18 protein-coding genes are annotated in these 17,797 nt (G+C 62.6%); 6 read left to right on the top strand and 12 right to left on the bottom strand.

The genetic code is table 11. The features are described from left to right. Positions 1 to 55: 55 nt before the first annotated feature. Genes HNQ71_RS11815 through HNQ71_RS11800 form a run of 4 tightly spaced genes read right to left on the bottom strand, consistent with a single transcriptional unit; the run spans position 56 to position 2,815 of the window. Positions 56 to 424, bottom strand: a complete 369-nt coding sequence (locus tag HNQ71_RS11815; protein ID WP_184872748.1) for a helix-turn-helix domain-containing protein — start codon at positions 422 to 424, stop codon at positions 56 to 58. A gap of 10 nt (positions 425 to 434) precedes the next feature. Then, on the bottom strand, positions 435 to 980 hold the full coding sequence (locus HNQ71_RS11810; protein WP_184872747.1) for a Smr/MutS family protein: 546 nt from the start codon (positions 978 to 980) through the stop codon (positions 435 to 437). After that, complete coding sequence (mltA, locus tag HNQ71_RS11805; protein ID WP_184872746.1) at positions 977 to 2,083, bottom strand: MltA domain-containing protein; 1,107 nt, start codon at positions 2,081 to 2,083, stop codon at positions 977 to 979. Before mltA ends, HNQ71_RS11810 begins: the two co-directional genes overlap by 4 nt. 24 nt (positions 2,084 to 2,107) lie before the next feature. Then, positions 2,108 to 2,815 carry a Tim44/TimA family putative adaptor protein gene (locus HNQ71_RS11800; RefSeq protein WP_184872745.1) on the bottom strand — a complete coding sequence of 236 codons (708 nt, stop codon included), beginning with the start codon at positions 2,813 to 2,815 and terminating at the stop codon, positions 2,108 to 2,110. Positions 2,816 to 3,014: 199 nt separating this feature from the next. On the opposite strand from HNQ71_RS11800, the gene HNQ71_RS11795 reads away from it, so the two are divergent. Together HNQ71_RS11795 and secB are read left to right on the top strand one after the other, a co-directional pair. After that, on the top strand, positions 3,015 to 3,515 hold the full coding sequence (locus HNQ71_RS11795) for an FxsA family protein (protein WP_184872744.1): 501 nt from the start codon (positions 3,015 to 3,017) through the stop codon (positions 3,513 to 3,515). Between the two features lie 194 nt (positions 3,516 to 3,709). Next, positions 3,710 to 4,210 (top strand): protein-export chaperone SecB, encoded by a 501-nt coding sequence (secB, locus tag HNQ71_RS11790; RefSeq protein WP_095083878.1) that lies wholly within the window; start codon positions 3,710 to 3,712, stop codon positions 4,208 to 4,210. A 93-nt stretch (positions 4,211 to 4,303) separates the two neighbouring features. Here secB and HNQ71_RS11785 read toward each other — a convergent pair whose 3' ends face one another. From HNQ71_RS11785 to HNQ71_RS11755, 7 genes are all read right to left on the bottom strand, one after another. Next, a complete protein-coding gene (locus HNQ71_RS11785) occupies positions 4,304 to 5,629 on the bottom strand; it encodes an adenylate/guanylate cyclase domain-containing protein (RefSeq protein ID WP_184872743.1) in 1,326 nt (441 codons plus the stop codon). 37 nt (positions 5,630 to 5,666) lie between these two features. Then, positions 5,667 to 6,356 (bottom strand): tetratricopeptide repeat protein, encoded by a 690-nt coding sequence (locus HNQ71_RS11780; protein WP_184872742.1) that lies wholly within the window; start codon positions 6,354 to 6,356, stop codon positions 5,667 to 5,669. Positions 6,357 to 6,592: 236 nt separating this feature from the next. Continuing rightward, positions 6,593 to 7,297: a DNA polymerase III subunit epsilon gene (gene dnaQ / locus HNQ71_RS11775; RefSeq protein ID WP_184872741.1), complete on the bottom strand. Its 705-nt coding sequence runs from the start codon at positions 7,295 to 7,297 to the stop codon at positions 6,593 to 6,595. 75 nt (positions 7,298 to 7,372) lie between these two features. Further along, the gene (coaE, locus tag HNQ71_RS11770) at positions 7,373 to 7,978 is read right to left on the bottom strand and encodes a dephospho-CoA kinase (protein WP_184872740.1); all 606 of its coding nucleotides are present in this window, start codon (positions 7,976 to 7,978) and stop codon (positions 7,373 to 7,375) included. Then, a complete protein-coding gene (locus HNQ71_RS11765) occupies positions 7,975 to 8,817 on the bottom strand; it encodes a shikimate dehydrogenase (RefSeq protein ID WP_184872739.1) in 843 nt (280 codons plus the stop codon). The genes coaE and HNQ71_RS11765 overlap by 4 nt, the downstream gene beginning before the upstream one ends. Beyond that, complete coding sequence (locus HNQ71_RS11760; protein ID WP_184872738.1) at positions 8,810 to 9,409, bottom strand: Maf-like protein; 600 nt, start codon at positions 9,407 to 9,409, stop codon at positions 8,810 to 8,812. Before HNQ71_RS11760 ends, HNQ71_RS11765 begins: the two co-directional genes overlap by 8 nt. Positions 9,410 to 9,707: 298 nt before the next feature. Further along, a complete protein-coding gene (locus HNQ71_RS11755; protein WP_095083883.1) occupies positions 9,708 to 10,529 on the bottom strand; it encodes a pyruvate, water dikinase regulatory protein in 822 nt (273 codons plus the stop codon). Between the two features lie 404 nt (positions 10,530 to 10,933). On the opposite strand from HNQ71_RS11755, the gene hemE reads away from it, so the two are divergent. The 3 genes from hemE to rho all read left to right on the top strand — a co-directional run bounded on the left by hemE (position 10,934) and on the right by rho (position 13,949). Continuing rightward, entirely contained in the window at positions 10,934 to 11,965 is a 1,032-nt protein-coding gene (gene hemE, locus HNQ71_RS11750) for a uroporphyrinogen decarboxylase (protein ID WP_184872737.1), read from the top strand. Beyond that, entirely contained in the window at positions 11,965 to 12,519 is a 555-nt protein-coding gene (gene hemJ, locus HNQ71_RS11745; protein WP_246461471.1) for a protoporphyrinogen oxidase HemJ, read from the top strand. The genes hemE and hemJ overlap by 1 nt, the downstream gene beginning before the upstream one ends. A gap of 164 nt (positions 12,520 to 12,683) precedes the next feature. Further along, positions 12,684 to 13,949, top strand: a complete 1,266-nt coding sequence (rho, locus tag HNQ71_RS11740) for a transcription termination factor Rho (RefSeq protein ID WP_095083886.1) — start codon at positions 12,684 to 12,686, stop codon at positions 13,947 to 13,949. 286 nt (positions 13,950 to 14,235) lie between these two features. Here rho and HNQ71_RS11735 read toward each other — a convergent pair whose 3' ends face one another. Then, positions 14,236 to 16,254 carry a DUF255 domain-containing protein gene (locus HNQ71_RS11735; RefSeq protein ID WP_184872736.1) on the bottom strand — a complete coding sequence of 673 codons (2,019 nt, stop codon included), beginning with the start codon at positions 16,252 to 16,254 and terminating at the stop codon, positions 14,236 to 14,238. Positions 16,255 to 16,317: 63 nt separating this feature from the next. Between HNQ71_RS11735 and mnmE the strand changes: the two genes are divergently transcribed. Beyond that, positions 16,318 to 17,649 (top strand): tRNA uridine-5-carboxymethylaminomethyl(34) synthesis GTPase MnmE, encoded by a 1,332-nt coding sequence (mnmE, locus tag HNQ71_RS11730; RefSeq protein WP_184872735.1) that lies wholly within the window; start codon positions 16,318 to 16,320, stop codon positions 17,647 to 17,649. Positions 17,650 to 17,797 lie beyond the last annotated feature (148 nt).

Raw genomic sequence — 17,797 nt, 5'->3', positions numbered from 1 at the left:
TCTCAACACGGCGGCCAGCCGGCGGACAGCTCTTCAGGTCAGCGGGCGCGCGTAGCTACGGCTGCCGGCCCAGTGCCGCGCGGATCGAGGCGGTGATGCGGAGAAGTTCCGCCTCGTCCAGTTTCTCGATGTTCTCGGCCAGGAGATTGGCAAGCTCGGTGGCGGCGGGACTGAGGCCCGACGTGTCGAGCTTGACGCGCGGATGCGAGGCTTCGGCCAGCCGCGCCAGTTCCTCGGCATCGTCCCAGATGACGTTGAAATAGCCGATGATCTTCTGGATCAGCGTCCAGGTCGGTGCGCCGCGCCTGCCATGCTCCAGCGCCGACAGATAGGCGGCACTGACACCGATCGCCGCCGCCATGTCCTTCTGGCTGACGCCGCGCTCGCTTCTGAGCGTCCGCAGTTTCTCGCCGAAAGGCGTCATGCCCGCATCCTCATGCGCGCTGCCGCCGCAGCCGGATGTAGAGCGCGCCAGAACCGCCATGATTGCGGGCGGCGTGGTCGTGGCTGGAGACCAGCGGCCGGAAGGCGGGCGTCGACAGCCAGGCGGGTACGGCGCGCCGCAGCACCCCGTCGCCGCCGGAGGACGAGCCCTTGCCGGTGATGACCAGCACATAGCGGATGCCGCCGGCATGCGCCCGGTGTAGGAACGAGAACAGCAGCGAATAGGCCTCGTCCTGGGTCAGGCCGTGCAGATCGACGCGGCCTTCGATCGGCAGTCGCCCTTTCGACAGTTTGTCCAGCGTCGGTTCGTCGAGCGCATGCGCGACATGCTGGGTCTTCGGCCTTGCCGTGCCGGCCTGGCTGACAGCGGGCTGGGCCGGTTGCGACGGTGTTGGCCTGGCCTCGGCGGGGATGTCGGGGATATCGACGGCCATCCTGCCCTCGAGCGGCTTGGCCGTGCGCGCCACCAGGTTCCACAGCACCCGGTCGTCCTCGCTGAGCTTGGCTTCGCTGAGTTTGTCCAGCCGCCGGGTCATCGATTCGCACCCGGAACGAGCGCGCGCGGGATCAGCGCATGAAAATCGGCCGCGTTGCGCACCACGCCGGCGATCTCGCCGGCCGCATCGCCCGAGCCGGCGAACAGGTCGCCGCGCGCCGGCCCGGTGATGGCGGAGCCGGTGTCCTGCGCGATCATCAGGCGCCGGAACGGTTTGGCGCCGAAAGCGGTCAGCGACGGCGCATCGATGTGGAACGGCGTGCCGAATGTGTGCAGCAGGCGATCGACGGCGATGGATCGGCCCGGCGTCAGCGGCACCTTGGCGGCGGCGATCGGGCCAAGGGCGGCGTCCTCGACATCGGCCTCGCGAAAGAAGATGTAGGAGCGGTTTTGCCAAAGGATCTCGTCGACGCGGTCCGGATGCGCCTTGAACCAGGCGCGGATCGACTGCATCGTCACCTTTTCCAGCGGGATCTCGCCAATTTCGCTGAGGATCTTGCCAGGCCCGGTAAAGCGCTGGCCGGATTTGGCGGCGTAGGTGACGCGACGCAGCCGGCCATCGGACATGTTCAGTCTCGCCGCGCCCTGCACATGGATGAAGAAGGCATCGACCTTGTCGGCCAGCCAGGCGATTTCCAGCCCCTTGCTGTCAAGCGCGCCACGTTCGATGGCGCCGCGGTCGGGATATTCGACCGGTCCTAGCGGCGTCTGGCAAGCAAAGGCGAGGTAGGGGTCCATGCCAGGCGGCCGATTGGCGTCTTCGATATCGACGAGATCGGCCGGACGCGACAGCAGCGGTACGCAAAACCGCTCCGTTCGCACCGGCGAGGCCTCGACTTGCGGTTCGTAGAAGCCGGTGACGAGGCCGGCGCCGCCATTCTCGGCGCGGATAGTCATCGGGATGAAATGACGCTCGAAGAAGGCGCGGGCCTGCGCCCGATTCGCCGGCGAAACGATGCGGGCCTCGGCATAGGCCTCGGCAAAGGCATTGAAGTCGACGCCAAGCGAACCGCTGCGGTAGGGCTTGGTCAGGACATGGAAGGCTGAGCGGCGAAACGCCGCGAAGGCGGAGAGATGGTCGTCCTCATCCCAGCCGGGCAGGGCGCCGAAGGATTTCCCGACAAAAAGGGGCGATAGCGACACCGGAGCCTCGCCACTGTCCCGGATTCAGTCTTCTTCCTCGGTGGCGACGAGCTTCCAGTTCGGATCGCGCGAGCGCGTGTCGCGGGCGAAGGTCCAGACGTCCTTTACCTCGGCAACGGTTTCCGGGTCGCCGTCGATGACGGCGCCGGCCTTGTCGCGGGTCGCCGAAATCAGCTCGCTGATGATGCGCAACGTGACATGCGCCTCGCCGCCCTTCATCTCGGCCGAGACGATGTCGGCCTTGTCGATGCCGACGAAGGAGGACTGGATCTTTTCCGACTTGGCCTCGCGCTCGCCGATGGCAGCGACAAAGCCGTCATAGACCTCGCGCGACAACAGGTTCTTCAGCGTCTTACGGTCGCCGTCGGCATAGGCCATGACGATCATCTCATAAGCCATCTTGGCGCCGTCGACGAAGCTCTTCGGCTCGAAGGACGGATCATTGTCCTTGATCGTGCGCAGACCCTTGTTGAGGTCGGTGTCGGGCTTGGCGAAGGCGTCGATCGCCGCATAAGTCTCGGCCGCAGGCTCGCCCGGCAAGCGCTTGCGCGGCAGCGAGACGACGTTTTCGGGTTTCTGGGCGGCATCCTTGTCGCCGCTGCGGGCCGCCGTGTAGGGGTCGAAGGGCGGCCGTTCGCTGCCGGTGCGTCGGCCCAGCACATTGCGCAGCTGGAAAAAGATGACCACTGCCGCAATCAGGAAGAAAATCGTGCCGAAGTCGAAGAATCCCATATCTTCCGCCAATCAATCCCTGCCTTGTAGCCGGACCGCCGGCCCCAAGGGCTACGGTCGCATAGCGTTCAACATTCAAAGCATATAGAACGCAAGGCGCAATCATTCAAATCAAAGGCAGGCATACCTATCTAACAGGCCCAGTGCCAGCGGCGAATGCTCGCCAGCGGCCAAAACGATCGAAAAGGCTTGGCAAGACTTGCGCATTTCGTTCCTTCCCCTTTTTGTCCTCGCGCTGCCGCTGCTGGAAATCGCCGGCTTCGTGGTTGTCGGACGCCAGGTCGGCGCCCTGGCGACGGTCGGCCTGGTGCTGGCGTCGAGCATCGCCGGCGCGCTCCTGCTCCGGCACCAGGGTTTCAGCGTCATGACGCGGATCCGGGCCGAGATGGACGCCGGCCGCGATCCGAGCCGCCAGCTCGCGCATGGCGCGATGATCGTGCTGGCCGCGATCCTTTTGATCATTCCGGGCTTCATCACCGACATCATCGGCCTGCTGCTATTCCTGCCGCCGGTGCGGGACCTCGCCTGGCGGGCGTTGAAGGGCCGCGTCGTGCTGGCCACCAATTTCAGCACCGGCGGATTCCGCGGCCGGCAGCGCGACAAGACCATCGACCTCGACGATGGCGATTATTCGCGCAGCGACGACTATGCGCGCGGACCGGACCACAACTCTCCCTGGCGCCGCCTCAAGGACGAGTAGGCCTGAACAAGGCGAGGTGCGTTTGAAGCGCACCTGAAATTTTGCTTTGATGCATGTCGTCGTCCCAAAGCCGCTGCGCACTTTTGGGCGACATGCATAAGGTGGCAAACCTTGTCTTGTCATGACGACCATGGTAGCGAACGCCCGATTTCAATTCGGTCAGCGATGCTGCCCAGGCAAGAGGACAAAGGCTTATGGCAAGCAAAGATGACGCGGCGCCCGGCGCAGCCAACGGAAACGGCAATGCGGCACAGCCGTCGCTCAACGTTCTGGCGCAGTATGTGAAGGATCTGTCCTTCGAAAGCCCCGGCGCACCGAATTCGCTGCGTGGCCGCGACAAAGCGCCCGGCATCGCCATCAACGTCAACGTCAATGCCAACCCGCTCTCCGACAAGCAGTTCGACGTCAATCTGACGCTGAACGCCAAGGCCTCCTTCGACCAGGAAGTGCTGTTCAATGTCGAGCTGATCTATGGCGGCGTGTTCGCGATCAGCGGCTTCCCGCAGGAACACATGCTGCCGATCCTGTTCATCGAATGCCCGCGCCTGCTGTTCCCCTTCGCCCGGCAGATCATCGCCGAGGCGACGCGCAATGGCGGCTTCCCGCCGCTGATGCTCGACCCGATCGATTTCGCGCAGATGTTCCAGCAGAAGCTGGCCGAGGACCAGGCCGCGTCCAACGTCAAGGTGAGCTGAGGCCTGCTGTTGCGGTAGCGTTTGAAAGCCCGGCCTTGCGCCGGGCTTTTTGCATCGGATGCTAGGTCGTATTCGTAGCTTGCTCTGTGGCCATTATCGAACTCCTCCGACGCCGGGATCGTCGATGGACCTACCCGTGAGGAAGAAAAGTGGCATTTGGCCCTTACCCTTCACGTTGACCGTTCCACGCTCCTCAAACGTATAGCTTGCTCCCAAGACGCGCTTCACTTCTGGTGTAATTTGAATACGCCCGGGCACGCCGGAGGATTCCATCCGAGCCGCTACGTTAATCGTATCTCCCCAAACATCGTAGAATGGCTTGCGACGGCCTATGACACCTGCGACAGCGGGCCCGGAGTGGAATCCGATGCGAACTGCGACTTCCTCGCCGAATTCGACGGTCAGGCGCCCTGCCACATTGATCATGTCCAGAGCCATGTTCGCGACCGAGTTTGTGTGCCCCTCAGCACGAATCGGCATTCCTCCGGCCACCATGTAAGCGTCGCCAATCGTTTTGATTTTTTCCAGGCCGTGCTTTTCTGCCAACAGGTCGAATTCCCCAAAAATGCGCTCAAGGAATGCCACCAGTTCCTCTGGTCGTTTGCGCGCTGCGCTTGATGTGAAACCGACAACATCTGCGAAAAGAACGGTCACCGAATCGAACTTGTCCGCAATGACGCTGTCAGGACGCTCCTTGAGGCGCGTTGCTATGGGATTGGGCAGCAGGTTCTGCAGGAGAAGTTCAGACCGAGCGTATTCTCGCTGCAGGGATGCTTCGGCCGACTCCGCCAGGCGGAAGGCAACGAACGTTGTGCAGGCCAAAACTGCCTCGAGGGCGAACATCGACAAGATGAAGACGCTGTCGTCGAATCCAATATCCAGCGACTCGGAAAACGGATTGCGTATTTGCGGAAGCCAAGGACGCCCGGTGAACACCAGCGTCGGTAGTGTGAATTCAAGCACCAGGAACGTCGAAATGGCGACAAATGTTAGCGCTGCAACAAGTATCGGCCGCCGGGTACCCAGTAGCAGCGGCAGAACCGGTCCGGCGGAAATTAGAAAGAAGTGTGCTCCGGCATCCCTCCCAGACAGCAGCGCCAACAGCACCACGATCGCGAACATGAAAGCCAGCAGGAGATAAGCTGCAGCGGCGTTTGAGAAGCCGTTTGTGAATGGCACCGACAGAAATAACAAACTGGCGACAAAGTTTATGGCCAGGAACCTGTCGTGATGAACGGCCCCTGCAGCGATATTGAAGCCGCAGAAAAACAGACAGATCGAAGCCGCTCCCAACGCCACCACGTTTACCAGATAAACGCGCCGGCCCGATGCTACGCCGTCTTGCGGAATCCCTCGACGCAGCACCGCTTGGAGGACCACATTAAACCGCATGACCAATCGACGGATGTGAGTTTTCATCGGCCGCCCAATCCGCACAAGCGCTCAGAGTGGCGCACTAACGGAAATTTCGCTTCCTATTCCATTGCTTTGCCTCTGCGGGATCGACGGGAGCGGCTCTGCCCGACCGATACATGTACTCCACGTTCCAACCCGCGGATGTGTTGCCATTCTTTGCCGCTTGTCGGTACCAGGCAATCGCCTGATCATCGTTTGGCGAAGTACCAAGCCCGGTTTCGTACATCCAACCCAGTTCATTCTGGGCAAATGGCAGACCCTGATCGGCAGCCAATTGCATCAGACGAAATGCCTCGTCTGGGTTTTGTCGGACGCCGCGGCCGTCAAGGTGCGCGAAACTCAGTTCAACCAGCGCCCACGGAAGACGCTGGTCAGCCGCAGCGCGAAGCCAAGTTGTCGCTTTGGCTTCATCAGGGCTGACGCCGCGGCCATTCAGATACGCATCCCAAAGGTTCAACTGCGCAGCAGGCTGGCCTTGGGTTGCGGCCTTGAGGAACCAATTCACCGCACGGGCTTCATCGCGAGCGACGCCTAAACCTTCATAGTAGAGCCATCCAATATCATTCTCAGCCACTGCGTCTCCAGCGTCTGCTAGAGGCTCCAGCATTTTCATTGCGGCTGCATAATCTGCGCGCGCGATTGCGTCTTCAGCGTCGTCTAAGATGGAAGCGTGCGCGAACGACGAAACGCCGATCAATACAGCCGCAATGATTTCTCGCCGCCAGATCATGAATGGCAGTCCTTTGACGCGGGACAACCTGGGCGTAAACTTATGGCCTAGCTAAAACTTGGTCGATCATGATCTCGCTCTAGGCGGTCGGTCAAGGCGCATATGCGACCAAGGCTTGATCGGGTCTCCGCGACGTCGCTTCGCTCCTGCTTCGCCTTTGGATCGCTAAGGGAGCAGGGCTGCGGCAAATCTCCGACGTCGGCGCTGGCGCCTCGCCGGCAACCTCCCCCTCCTCGCTAGTTCCCGAGAACCTTCAACCACAGCGCCTTTTCGCCGAGTGTAGCGACCATGCCGGCGTGCGCGGCGCGCTCGGTTTCGGTCAGGCGCGGGGGCAAGGGGGCCGGGCGCTGGCTGATGGTGATTTCGATCTGGCGGACATTCTCGCTACCCTGCGCCGGTGCGGTTGCGCTGTCGAGGATGAGGGCTGCCTGCTTGCCGCCGATCAGCTCGATATAGACTTCGGCCAGCAATTCGGAATCGAGCAAGGCGCCGTGCTTGGTGCGCCTTGTGTTGTCGATGCCGTAGCGCCGGCAGAGCGCGTCGAGCGAATTGGGGCCCATCGGGTGCTTGCGGCGCGCCAGCGCCAGCGTGTCGACGACACGGCCATTGTCGATGACCGGGTGACCGAGGCGACCGAATTCGACATTGAGGAAACCGACGTCGAACGTGGCGTTGTGGGCGACCAGCTTGGCGCCGTCGATGAAGGCCAGCCACTCCTCGGCGATCTCGGCAAAGGTCGGCTTGCCCGCGAGGTCCGCCATGCTGATGCCGTGGACCGCCTGCGCTTCGGCGTGGATCGGCCGCCCTTGAGGGTTGATATAGTGGTGGAACGTCTTGCCGGTCGGGAAGCGGTTGACCAGCTCGATGCCGCCCAACTCGATGACGCGGTCGTCGCGCGAATCGAGGCCGGTGGTTTCCGTGTCGAAGATGATCTCACGCATCGAATCAGTCGCTCCAGGCGAGCAGAATCATAAGACCGGAACAAAATGGCAATGGGCAATGCTGACGGCCTGGCCTCAGGAGATGGCATTCCTTGACTTATCCCCGGTCAGTTCCGCAACGATGGCTTTGACCGCCGCGCGGGCGGCGTCCATCCCTTGTCCGGTGTCGATGATGAAATCGGCCTGACGGCGCTTATCCGCATCCGGCACCTGCTTGGCCAGGATCGATGCCAGTTTGTCCTCGGTCATGCCCGGTCGTGCCAACACGCGCTGGCGCTGCACTTCGGCCGGCGCGGTGACGACAACGACCTTGTCGACGCGGTGGCGGCCGCCGGTTTCGAACAGCAGCGGAATATCGAGCACCGCAAGCGGCGCACCGGCGGCGCGGTGGCGGCCGAGGAAGGCCTCGACATCGGCACGCACCAGCGGGTGGATGATGGCCTCCAGCCGCTTCAGCGCGGTGGCGTCGCCAAGCACGCGTGCGCCCAGCTTTGCCCGATCGACCACGCCGGCGTCCGTCGTGCCGGGAAAGGCCGCTTCGACCAAGGGCGCGGCCTTGCCGGCATAGAGGCGATGCACCGCCTCGTCGGAATCGTGAACCGGGACGCCGGCCTCGGCAAACATCCTGGCCGTCGTCGACTTGCCCATGCCGATCGAGCCGGTGAGGCCGAGCACGATCATGGTTTCGGCACCAGGTCGGCGACGATGAGCGCGCGCAGCTCAGCCGTGACCCGTGGCCTGACGCCGAACCAGCGCTCGAAGCCGGGCACGGCCTGGTTGAGCAGCATGCCGAGACCGTCGACGGTCTTCAGCTTCCTTGCGCGGGCAGCGGCAAGCAGCGGCGTCTCCAGCGGCACATAGACGATGTCGTTGACGATGGCGTGATCCGGCAGCAACGCCGGATTGGCGGCAAGGGTCTCATCCCCTTGCATGCCGAGCGCCGTGGTGTTGACCAGCAGGCCGGCATCGGCAAGCAGTTCGCCGGTCGACGCAGTGCCGTGCGCGGTAACGCCGGCGCCGAAACGATCGCGCAGTTCTTGCGCCCGGGCCAGCGTGCGGTTGACGATGCGGATGTCGGCGACACCGCGTTGCTTCAGCGCATGAATGACGGCGCGCGATGCGCCGCCGGCGCCAAGCACCACCGCCGGGCCGTTGCATGCCCAGCCTGGCGCATGATCGTCGAGGTTGGCGGCAAAGCCGTGACCGTCCGTGTTGCCGCCCCACAAGATGCCGTCCTCGAACCACAGCGTGTTGACGGCGCCGATCTCCTCGGCCGCCTCATCACGTCGGACGACCAGCGCGAAGGCGGCCTCCTTGTGCGGAATGGTGACATTGCCGCCGCGATACCCGTTCACCTGCAGCGTCGCCAGGAATTCGGCGAAGTCCTGCGGTGCCACGTCGATGGCCTGGTAGCTGCCGTCGATGCCGTGTTCGGCCAGCCAGTGGCCGTGGATTTTCGGCGAGCGCGAATGCCCGATCGGATGGCCGGTGACGAAGGCTTTTTTGGTCGCCTCAGCCATCGATCGCTCCAAGGGCACGAAGTTCGGCCAGCAACGGCAGCAGCGGCAGGCCGACAATGGTGAAATGGTCGCCCTCGATCTTCTCGAAGAGCTGGATGCCTTCGCCCTCGACCTGGTAGGCGCCGACACTGGCCAGCGCCTTTGCACCGACGCGGGCGAGATGGCGGCCGATGAAAGCAGGGTCGAGCTTGCGCAGGGTCATGCTGGCGATGCCGACATGCCGCCACAGCACCTGACCATCGCGGACCAGCACGGCGGCGCTGTTGAGCTGATGGGTCTTGCCCGACAGCGCCAGCAGGTGACGGCGCGCGCCCTCCATGTCGGCCGGCTTGTGGAACACTTCGTCGCCGAGCGACAGCGTCTGGTCGCAGCCGAGCACCAGCACGCCCGGCCTGCGCTCGCTGACCTCGGTGGCCTTGGCCTCGGCCAGCACCAGGGCGACATCCTCCGGCGAAACGCCGCTGTCCTGCAAAGGCGCCTCGAGCGCCCGCTCGTCGACATCGGCCGCAACCGCCTCGACGTCGACGCCGGCATTGACGAGCATCGCCTTGCGGAACGGACTGCCCGAAGCGAGGATGATTTTTTCGGTCATTTTGTGCACTCGGGCGCAGACACAGGCGCGGTTAGAGTATGAGCAGCTCTAGTCTGTAAAGTTGGCGCTGCCCCTCATTGTCCTGCCGGACATTTCTCCCCGTATAGAGACGGGGAGAAAGGCGCAGCTCCAGCGCAGGCGCCGTTCCGGCTACGCTGGCGATTGGCGAAACCATCGATGGCAGCGCCCCTCTCCCCGTCACCATACGGGGAGAGGATGCCGGCAGGCAGGTGAGGGGCAGCCGACTTTCGGCTAGATTTCGCCTGGAGAAGACTCGGAAAACTCACTTTTCGTTCATTTATCTCGACTTGCCGCGCAGGGCAACGATCGCCGCCGCCGTTTCCTCGATCGAGCGGCGGCTGACATCGATCATCGGCCAGCCATGGCGCGTGCAGATCTGGCGGGCGTAGGCGAGTTCCTCGGTGATGGCGGCGCGGTCGACATAGTCGCTCGCCTCATAGGTGCTGCTGTTGCCGAGGATGCGGTTTTGCCGGACATGCGAGATGCGCTCGGCGGTGGCGATCAACCCGACGATCAGCGGCGTCTTGGCGTTGACCAGGCTCTCCGGCACCGGCACGCCGAGCACGATCGGAATGTTGGCGGTCTTGATGCCGCGGTTGGCGAGATAGATGCTGGTCGGCGTCTTCGACGTGCGCGAGATGCCGATCAACACTATGTCGGCATCGTCCATATTGGCCGGCAGCTGGCCGTCATCATGCTCCATGGTGAAATTGAGGGCGTCGATGCGGCGGAAATATTCGGCGTCGAGCACATGCTGGGCGCCGACGCGGCGGCCGGCCGGCGTGCCGAGATAGGACTGGAACACGGTCAACACCGGCTCCAACACCGACACACAGGGCAGGCCCATGGTCGCGCAGCGCTCGTCGATGCCGCGCGCCAGCTTCTGGTCGACGACCGTGTAGAGGATGATGCCCGGCTCCTCCTCGATGTCCTCGAATACCTTGGCCACCTGCTTTTCGGTGCGGATGAGCGGGTAGATATGCTCGATGGCCCGCGCATCCTTGTATTGCGCCGAAGCCGCCCGGCCGGCCGCGAGCAGCGTTTCGCCGGTCGCGTCGGAAATCAGGTGCAGGTGGAAGAAGCTCTGGGGTTTGTTCACAAGGGGTCACTCCAGGCTGTGGGCGGCTGTGGATAAAGCGGGATGGAAAGGCGGGCCGGTCACGGGTGACTGTATCAGATGGCAGTTTGTCCACAATTCGTCGCACTGTCAGCTTTGCCGGACGGCTGGGGACAAGTCTGGGGACGGCATCTTTTGTCTCTCGCCCGTCCACAGGGCCGGCTTTTCCCGCCGCTTCCTAACGCCTTGACTCCAGTCATGGATTCCAGACTTTCCCCAGAACCCTACAGTTTGGAGAGGTGAGCGCGCGACAATATGCTGGCTGGTGTTTTTGCGGGCGAAGCGGGACAGGTGACAACCACCATAACCAACAGACTCTTAGAATCAGAAGAATCTTAGATATAAGAATCTTTGATTATAGAGAGGCTTGGAGAAGCGAGCGCTCGATGCCCCAGAACCGGATTATGCTGGACGTCCTGAAGGGCAAGACGGTGTTTCCGCCTCCCCTCTGGATGATGCGTCAGGCCGGGCGTTACCTGCCGGAATATCGCGAGACACGCAGGCGGGCGGGTTCGTTCCTCGACCTTTGCTACGATCCCGACCTCGCCGTCGAAGTGACCTTGCAACCGATCGAGCGCTTCGGCTTCGATGCCTCGATCCTGTTCTCGGACATCCTTGTCGTTCCGCATGCGCTTGGCCGCGACGTGCGCTTCGAAGAGGGGCGCGGTCCCCTGCTGACGCCGATCACCGCGCCAGAGATTGCGGCTCTGGAAAGCAAAACGTTTCACGTGAATCTCGAACCGGTCTACGAGACGGTTCGCCGGCTGCGGGCAAAACTGCCCGATGAGACAACGCTGATCGGCTTCTGCGGCGCGCCGTGGACGGTGGCGACCTATATGATCGCCGGCCATGGCACGCCCGACCAGGCGCCGGCGCGGCTGTTCGCCTATCGCGAGCCGGCTGCGTTCCAACACTTGCTGAAAGTGCTTGCCGATCATTCGGCCGCCTATCTCATCCGCCAGATCGAGGCGGGTGCCGATGTGGTGCAGATCTTCGATTCCTGGTCCGGCGTGCTCGATGATGCATCGTTCGACCTGTTCTGCGTTCAGCCGGTGGCCGAGATCGTTGGCCGGGTTCGGGCGGTTCATCCTGATGTTCCGATCATTGGGTTTCCCAAGGGGGCCGGTGCGCGCTACCGGACCTATCGCCAGAAGACCGGAGTAACGGCCCTGGGGATCGACTGGACGGTGCCCCTGGTGGCGGCGAAGGATTTGCAGCGCTTGGGTGCGGTCCAGGGCAATCTCGATCCCTTGCGGCTTGTGGCTGGCGGTGAGGCACTGTCCGACGGGGTCGAGGCTATCCTGAAAACGCTGGGCGACGGGCCGCTGATTTTCAACCTCGGTCACGGCATCACGCCGGAGACGCCGATAGCGCATGTCGAGACAATGGTGAAACTGGTGAGGAGCGCGACACGCTGATGACTCGATCAAATAGCACCGGCAGCACCAACAGCACCAACAGCACCGGCCAGGCAATGATGCGGATGGTAATCGGCATCGCCGTGCTGGTCGTTCTCACGGCACTTTTGTTTTTCGTCGCGCCCGACAGCTTCTATCCATGGGCGAAAGCGATCCACATCCTTGCCGTCATCTCCTGGATGGCGGGCATGCTCTATCTGCCGCGGCTGCTGGTCTATCACGTCGATGCCGAGAAGGGCTCGGTGCAGTCGGAGACCTTCAAGGTGATGGAGCGCCGCCTGCTGCGCGGCATCATCAATCCGGCAATGATCGCCACCTGGGTTTTCGGTCTGTGGCTCGCCTGGAAAGGCTTTGGTTTCCACGGCGGCTGGCTGCACGCCAAGATCGGTGCGGTGCTTCTGCTGTCCGCTGTTCATGGCTATCTGGCCGGCGCGGTGCGCAAATTTGCCGAGGACCGCAACGAAAAGCCGGCCCGGCACTGGCGGATGGTCAACGAGATCCCCACATTACTGATGATCGCAATCGTGATCCTGGTTGTCGTCAAGCCGTTTTAGCTCTTACCAGGGCCCACAAAACGCAGCTTGCTCTTTCACCCAAGCGACGATAAAAGACGGGTCTTCCTTCCCGTCATGCGCCGCCCTTTATTGCTTTCGGCCGCGCCCGGCATTTGTCGCATCCCGCCGATATATTTTCCCCAAAGCAGATTCAGAGTCCGTCTATGCAAGAAATGAAACTCGCAGAGTTCAAGAACAAGAAGCCACCAGAGCTGATCGCTTATGCCGAATCGCTCGAGGTCGAAAACGCCAGCGTCATGCGCAAGCAGGAGCTGATGTTCGCTATCCTGAAGAAACTGGCCGCCCAGGAGATCGAGATCATCGGTGACGGTGTTGTCGAGGTGCTGCAGGACGGTTTCGGTTTCCTGCGCTCCGCCAATGCCAACTATCTGCCCGGTCCCGACGACATCTACATCTCGCCCTCGCAGATTCGCCGCTTTTCGCTGAAGACAGGCGATACCGTCGAAGGCCCGATCCGCAGCCCGAAAGAGGGCGAACGCTATTTCGCCCTGCTCAAGGTCAACACCATCAATTTCGACGATCCCGAAAAGATCCGTCACAAGATCCACTTCGACAATCTGACGCCGCTCTATCCGACCAAGCGGCTGAAGATGGAGATCGACAATTCGACCAGCAAGGACATCTCGCCGCGCGTGATCGACCTGGTGGCGCCCATCGGCAAGGGACAGCGCGCGTTGATCAACGCGCAGCCGCGTACCGGCAAGACGGTTCTGATGCAGAATATCGCCCACTCGATTACTGCCAACCATCCGGAATGCTATCTGATCGTGCTGCTGATCGACGAGCGGCCGGAGGAAGTCACCGACATGCAGCGCTCGGTGAAGGGCGAGGTTATCTCCTCGACCTTCGACGAGCCGGCGGTGCGTCACGTCCAGGTCGCCGAAATGGTGATCGAGAAAGCCAAGCGTCTGGTCGAGCATGGCCGCGACGTCGTCATCCTGCTCGATTCGATTACCCGCCTCGGCCGTGCCTACAACACGGTCGTGCCGTCATCCGGCAAGGTGCTGACCGGCGGTGTCGACGCCAATGCCTTGCAGCGGCCGAAGCGCTTCTTCGGTGCCGCTCGCAACATCGAGGAAGGCGGCTCGCTGACCATCATCGCGACTGCGCTCATCGACACCGGCAGCCGCATGGACGAAGTCATCTTCGAAGAGTTCAAGGGCACCGGCAACTGCGAAATCCAGCTCGACCGCAAGGTTGCCGACAAGCGCATCTATCCGGCCATGGACATCTTGAAGTCCGGTACCCGCAAGGAGGACCTTCTGGTCTCCAAGCAGGACCTGCAGAAGATCTTCGTGCTGCGCCGCATCCTGGCGCCGATGGGCACCACGGACGCGATCGAGTTCCTGATCGACAAGCTCAAGCAGACCAAGACCAACGCGGATTTCTTCGATTCGATGAACACGTAAGGGGTAGGCCGCGGCGCGAAAGCCGCCGCCGCCCCTTGCCCTGCCGGCGTTCGTCGTTCGAAAAGCCAAGCAATTGGCTTTTCGTCCGCTGCGCGGACCACTCCTCAACTCCCCGTATAGTGACGGGGAGAAAGAAGCTGACCGCAGCGCCGGCGCTTTTCTTGCATAATTGGCGAAGCCATCGACGAGAGCGCCCCTCGCCCCGTTTACGGGGAGAGGATGGCGGCAGGCAGGTGAGGGGCAGCGCCAGCGCTTTTAAGGAAGGCGAAGCGGTCAGAGGCCCTGACTACCGCCGTCGCAATAACCGCTCGAGCTCATCAGCATCGGTCACGACCGGCAAGCACACCTGCCCCGTGCACAACCAGGCGCCGGGCCTGTCGGTCGGCGGCAGGATATCGCCGGGCAGCACGGGTCGATTCGCTTCCGAACCGATAGAAACGATAATGTCGACCCGACGCGGATCGGGGTTTCGATTCGCAACCGGAACAAGTTCGGGATTGGTCGGATCATCAATTAGCACCAGCTTAAGCGGCTCGATCGCGAGCGCGCAGGCGTTGACAATGCCGGCCTGACCATAGGCCTGCTGCGCAGCGCGGCCGGCAGCATGCTCGGCGACCTTCCAGGCTTTCTCTTGCAGGTCGAGATCGCCGGTGACGGAGGCGAGCCGAACCAGGGCTTCGATGATCTGGCCGGTGGCGGACGGAATGGCCTCGTCGACGTCGCCCCGGATACGGATCGGCACGTCGGTGCTGTCGGAAGCAGTGAGATAATAGCCGGTCCTGTCGGCATCGGCGTGCCAGAGATCGAGCTGCTCGACAAACCGGCTGGCCTGCTCGACGTAGCTCCATTCGCCTGTGGCTTCGAACAGCGAGATCGCGGCATTGGCCATGGCGGCATAGTCGCTGGACAGCGCCGGAAACAATTTCCTGGCGCCGAGCATCGAGTGCGGCAAGCGGTTGTCGCGGCCGGCGGCGTTGATATGGGCAAAGGCCTTTGTCGCCGCGTCGACCCAGTCGCGCCGCGCCTGCGATCGACCGGCCTCGGCCAGGGCTGCAATCATCAGGCCGTTCCAATCGGTGAGGGTCTTTGCGTCGAGGCCCGGCCTGACCCGCCCTTCCCTTATGGCGAGAAGTTTCGCCTTGAGCGGCGCGAGTTTCTGGCGCTCCACCATACTTTCGGATTGCTGCGAGCTGGTTTGATGAACCACCGGCTTGCCCTCCCATCCATGCGGGCTGGAGAGCGTGAAGTATTTGAAAAACAATGGAGAATCGTCGCCGAGTGCGGCTTCGATCTCTTCTTTGCTCCAGGTGTAGAACAGCCCCTCCTCGCCGTCGCTGTCGGCGTCGAGGCTGGCGGCGAAGGCGCCGCCGTCGACGCGCATCTCGCGCAGCAGCCAGTCGATGGTGTCTTCGATTCGTACCCGGAACAAATTATTGCCGCTCGCCGCGTAGGCCCAGTTGCAGAAGCGGACGAGCTGGGCATTGTCGTAGAGCATCTTTTCAAAATGCGGCACCAGCCATTCGGCATCGGTCGAATAGCGGCTCAGCCCGCCGCCGATATGGTCGTAGATGCCGCCGCTCAGCATCCGGTCGAGGCTGAGCAAGACATCGTCACGATGCGTGGAATTGCCATCGCGCAGCCAGGACAGCCAGAGCGTGAGCATGAACGGCGCATTCGGAAATTTCGGTGCGCCGCGCAGGCCGCCGAGATCGCGATCGATCATCCCGTCGATGCCCCTGGCGAGGTTTTCCAGCGTGTCGCGATCAAGCACTGTCTTGGCATGCGAACCGGCGAGCCGCGCCTCGACATGCGTGGTCAGGCCGTAGGCGCTCTGGTTCAGGCTCGCCCTTTTCTCGCGCCAGGCCTTGTCCACCGCTTGCATCACCTGGATGAAGCCCGGACGGCCGTAGCGCGGCTCGCGCGGAAAATAGGTGCCGCCCCAGAACGGCTTGCCGTCCGGAGTCAGGAACATGGTCAGCGGCCAGCCGCCTTGCTCGCCCATCGAGGACAGGGCGGCCATGTAGATCTGATCGATGTCCGGCCGCTCCTCGCGGTCGACCTTGATATTGACGAACAGACGGTTCATGACGGCGGCGACGTCGTCGTTCTCGAAGCTTTCATGCGCCATGACATGGCACCAATGGCAAGCGGCATAGCCGACCGAGAGCAGGATTGGCCTGTCCAGTGCCCTCGCCTCTTCAAGCGAGGCCGGCGACCAGGCCCGCCAATGGACGGGATTGCCGCTGTGCTGCTGCAGATAGGGGCTGGCTTCTTCGGCAAGCAGGTTTTGCGGAGGCAATGTCACGATGAGGCACTCCGGCGATGCGGTTGAAGAGGCAAAGCTAGGGCAGTGCGGTAGAGCGGGCAAATGATTTCAAGGGATTCGATTGTCGCGTTGTCGAGCGGCCGGCTTCCTGCCGGCGTTGCCGTCATCCGCATTTCCGGCCCCCAGACTCGATTCGTAGTCGAAACGATTGCTGGCGGCATCGTTAAGGATCGCGCCGCGGTGCTGCGCAAGTTCCGAGCGCCTGATGGAGCCGTGCTCGACAGCGGCCTTATTGTCTTCTTTCCCGGTCCGGCAAGCTTTACTGGCGAGGACGTCGCGGAATTCCACGTTCATGGTGGGCGCGCCGTGGTGACCAGGATGCTGGAGACGATCACCGGTTTCGACGGCGTCAGGCATGCTGAACCTGGCGAATTCACGCGTCGTGCCTTTCTCAATGGCAAGGTGGACCTGGTCGAAACCGAGGCGCTGGCCGATCTCGTCAACGCCGAGACCGAGGCGCAGCGGCGCTTTGCGGTCCAGAATGCCGAAGGTGTTCAGAGCCAGCTCTATTTGAGTTGGCGCCGGAGGCTGATCCACGCCCGCGCCATGATCGAGGCCGAGATCGACTTTGCCGACGAGGATGATGTGCCAGGTTCCGTTTCGGATACGGTCTGGTCTGATGTCCGGGCGATGATCGACGAGATCGACCGACACGTCGCCGGATTTCGCGCCGGCGAAATCATCCGCGACGGGTTCGAGGTCGTGATTCTCGGTGCGCCCAATGCCGGCAAGTCGAGTCTGTTCAACGCCTTGGCGCGGCGCGATGCCGCTATTGTAACGGATGAGCCGGGCACAACCCGCGACCTGCTCGAGGTGGTGTTGGATCTGCAGGGGCTGCGCGTCAGGTTGACCGACACCGCCGGGCTGCGCGAGGCGGCTGGAAAGGTCGAGGCGATCGGCATCGAGAAGGCAAGGGCCAAGGCCGATCGAGCCGATCTGTTGCTGCTGTTGCAGGATGTTACGGAGCCGCAAGCGGTGAGTTCGATCCCGTCTGCGATACCGGCTCTGCAGGTCGGCACCAAGCGAGACCTTTTGGATGGCCAAACGGCTGCCAGTGCGGACAGGCGCTACGATCACGTGATCTCGGTCGTCGATGGGACCGGCGTGGAGGGCTTGCTGGCGGAAATCGGCCGGCGGGCAACGCATGCGGCCGGAAGCGCCGGCGATATCCTGCCGTCACGCCTGCGCCATGTCGAATTACTTGGCGAGGCGAACCGTCATTTGCACCGGGCGGTTGACGAGCGGGCCATCGGGCAGGAATTGCGCGCCGAAGAATTGCGGCTCGCCGCCGACCGCCTCGGGCGAATCGTCGGCGCCATCGATGTCGAGGACATGCTCGACGTGATTTTTGCGCAGTTTTGCATTGGAAAATGACTCACGTGAAACAGTCGCAGCGCTTTGGGGAGGGTTTCCGTGACTCACGTGAAACACAGTCGCGGATGTTGGCGCCGCCCCTCATTGCCCTGCCGGGCATTTCTCCCCGTATAGGGACGGGGAGAAAGGAGACGCCCGTGGCGCCGTC

The organism is Mesorhizobium sangaii (genome assembly GCF_014207355.1).
Taxonomy (GTDB): domain Bacteria; phylum Pseudomonadota; class Alphaproteobacteria; order Rhizobiales; family Rhizobiaceae; genus Mesorhizobium; species Mesorhizobium sangaii.
Note: the sequence above shows the minus strand (reverse complement) of the source record. Positions and strands in the feature narration are given on the sequence as shown.

What these genes read in the sequence shown, in the direction of transcription:
- HNQ71_RS11815 (WP_184872748.1), bottom strand. Translation starts at nt 424, where the DNA reads ATGACGCCTTTCGGCGAGAAACTGCGGACGCTCAGAAGCGAGCGCGGC.
- HNQ71_RS11810 (WP_184872747.1), bottom strand. Translation starts at nt 980, where the DNA reads ATGACCCGGCGGCTGGACAAACTCAGCGAAGCCAAGCTCAGCGAGGAC.
- HNQ71_RS11800 (WP_184872745.1), bottom strand. Translation starts at nt 2,815, where the DNA reads ATGGGATTCTTCGACTTCGGCACGATTTTCTTCCTGATTGCGGCAGTG.
- secB (WP_095083878.1), top strand. Translation starts at nt 3,710, where the DNA reads ATGGCAAGCAAAGATGACGCGGCGCCCGGCGCAGCCAACGGAAACGGC.
- HNQ71_RS11785 (WP_184872743.1), bottom strand. Translation starts at nt 5,629, where the DNA reads ATGAAAACTCACATCCGTCGATTGGTCATGCGGTTTAATGTGGTCCTC.
- HNQ71_RS11780 (WP_184872742.1), bottom strand. Translation starts at nt 6,356, where the DNA reads ATGATCTGGCGGCGAGAAATCATTGCGGCTGTATTGATCGGCGTTTCG.
- dnaQ (WP_184872741.1), bottom strand. Translation starts at nt 7,297, where the DNA reads ATGCGTGAGATCATCTTCGACACGGAAACCACCGGCCTCGATTCGCGC.
- coaE (WP_184872740.1), bottom strand. Translation starts at nt 7,978, where the DNA reads ATGATCGTGCTCGGCCTCACCGGCTCGATCGGCATGGGCAAGTCGACG.
- HNQ71_RS11765 (WP_184872739.1), bottom strand. Translation starts at nt 8,817, where the DNA reads ATGGCTGAGGCGACCAAAAAAGCCTTCGTCACCGGCCATCCGATCGGG.
- HNQ71_RS11760 (WP_184872738.1), bottom strand. Translation starts at nt 9,409, where the DNA reads ATGACCGAAAAAATCATCCTCGCTTCGGGCAGTCCGTTCCGCAAGGCG.
- hemE (WP_184872737.1), top strand. Translation starts at nt 10,934, where the DNA reads ATGCCCCAGAACCGGATTATGCTGGACGTCCTGAAGGGCAAGACGGTG.
- hemJ (WP_246461471.1), top strand. Translation starts at nt 11,965, where the DNA reads ATGACTCGATCAAATAGCACCGGCAGCACCAACAGCACCAACAGCACC.
- rho (WP_095083886.1), top strand. Translation starts at nt 12,684, where the DNA reads ATGCAAGAAATGAAACTCGCAGAGTTCAAGAACAAGAAGCCACCAGAG.
- mnmE (WP_184872735.1), top strand. Translation starts at nt 16,318, where the DNA reads ATGATTTCAAGGGATTCGATTGTCGCGTTGTCGAGCGGCCGGCTTCCT.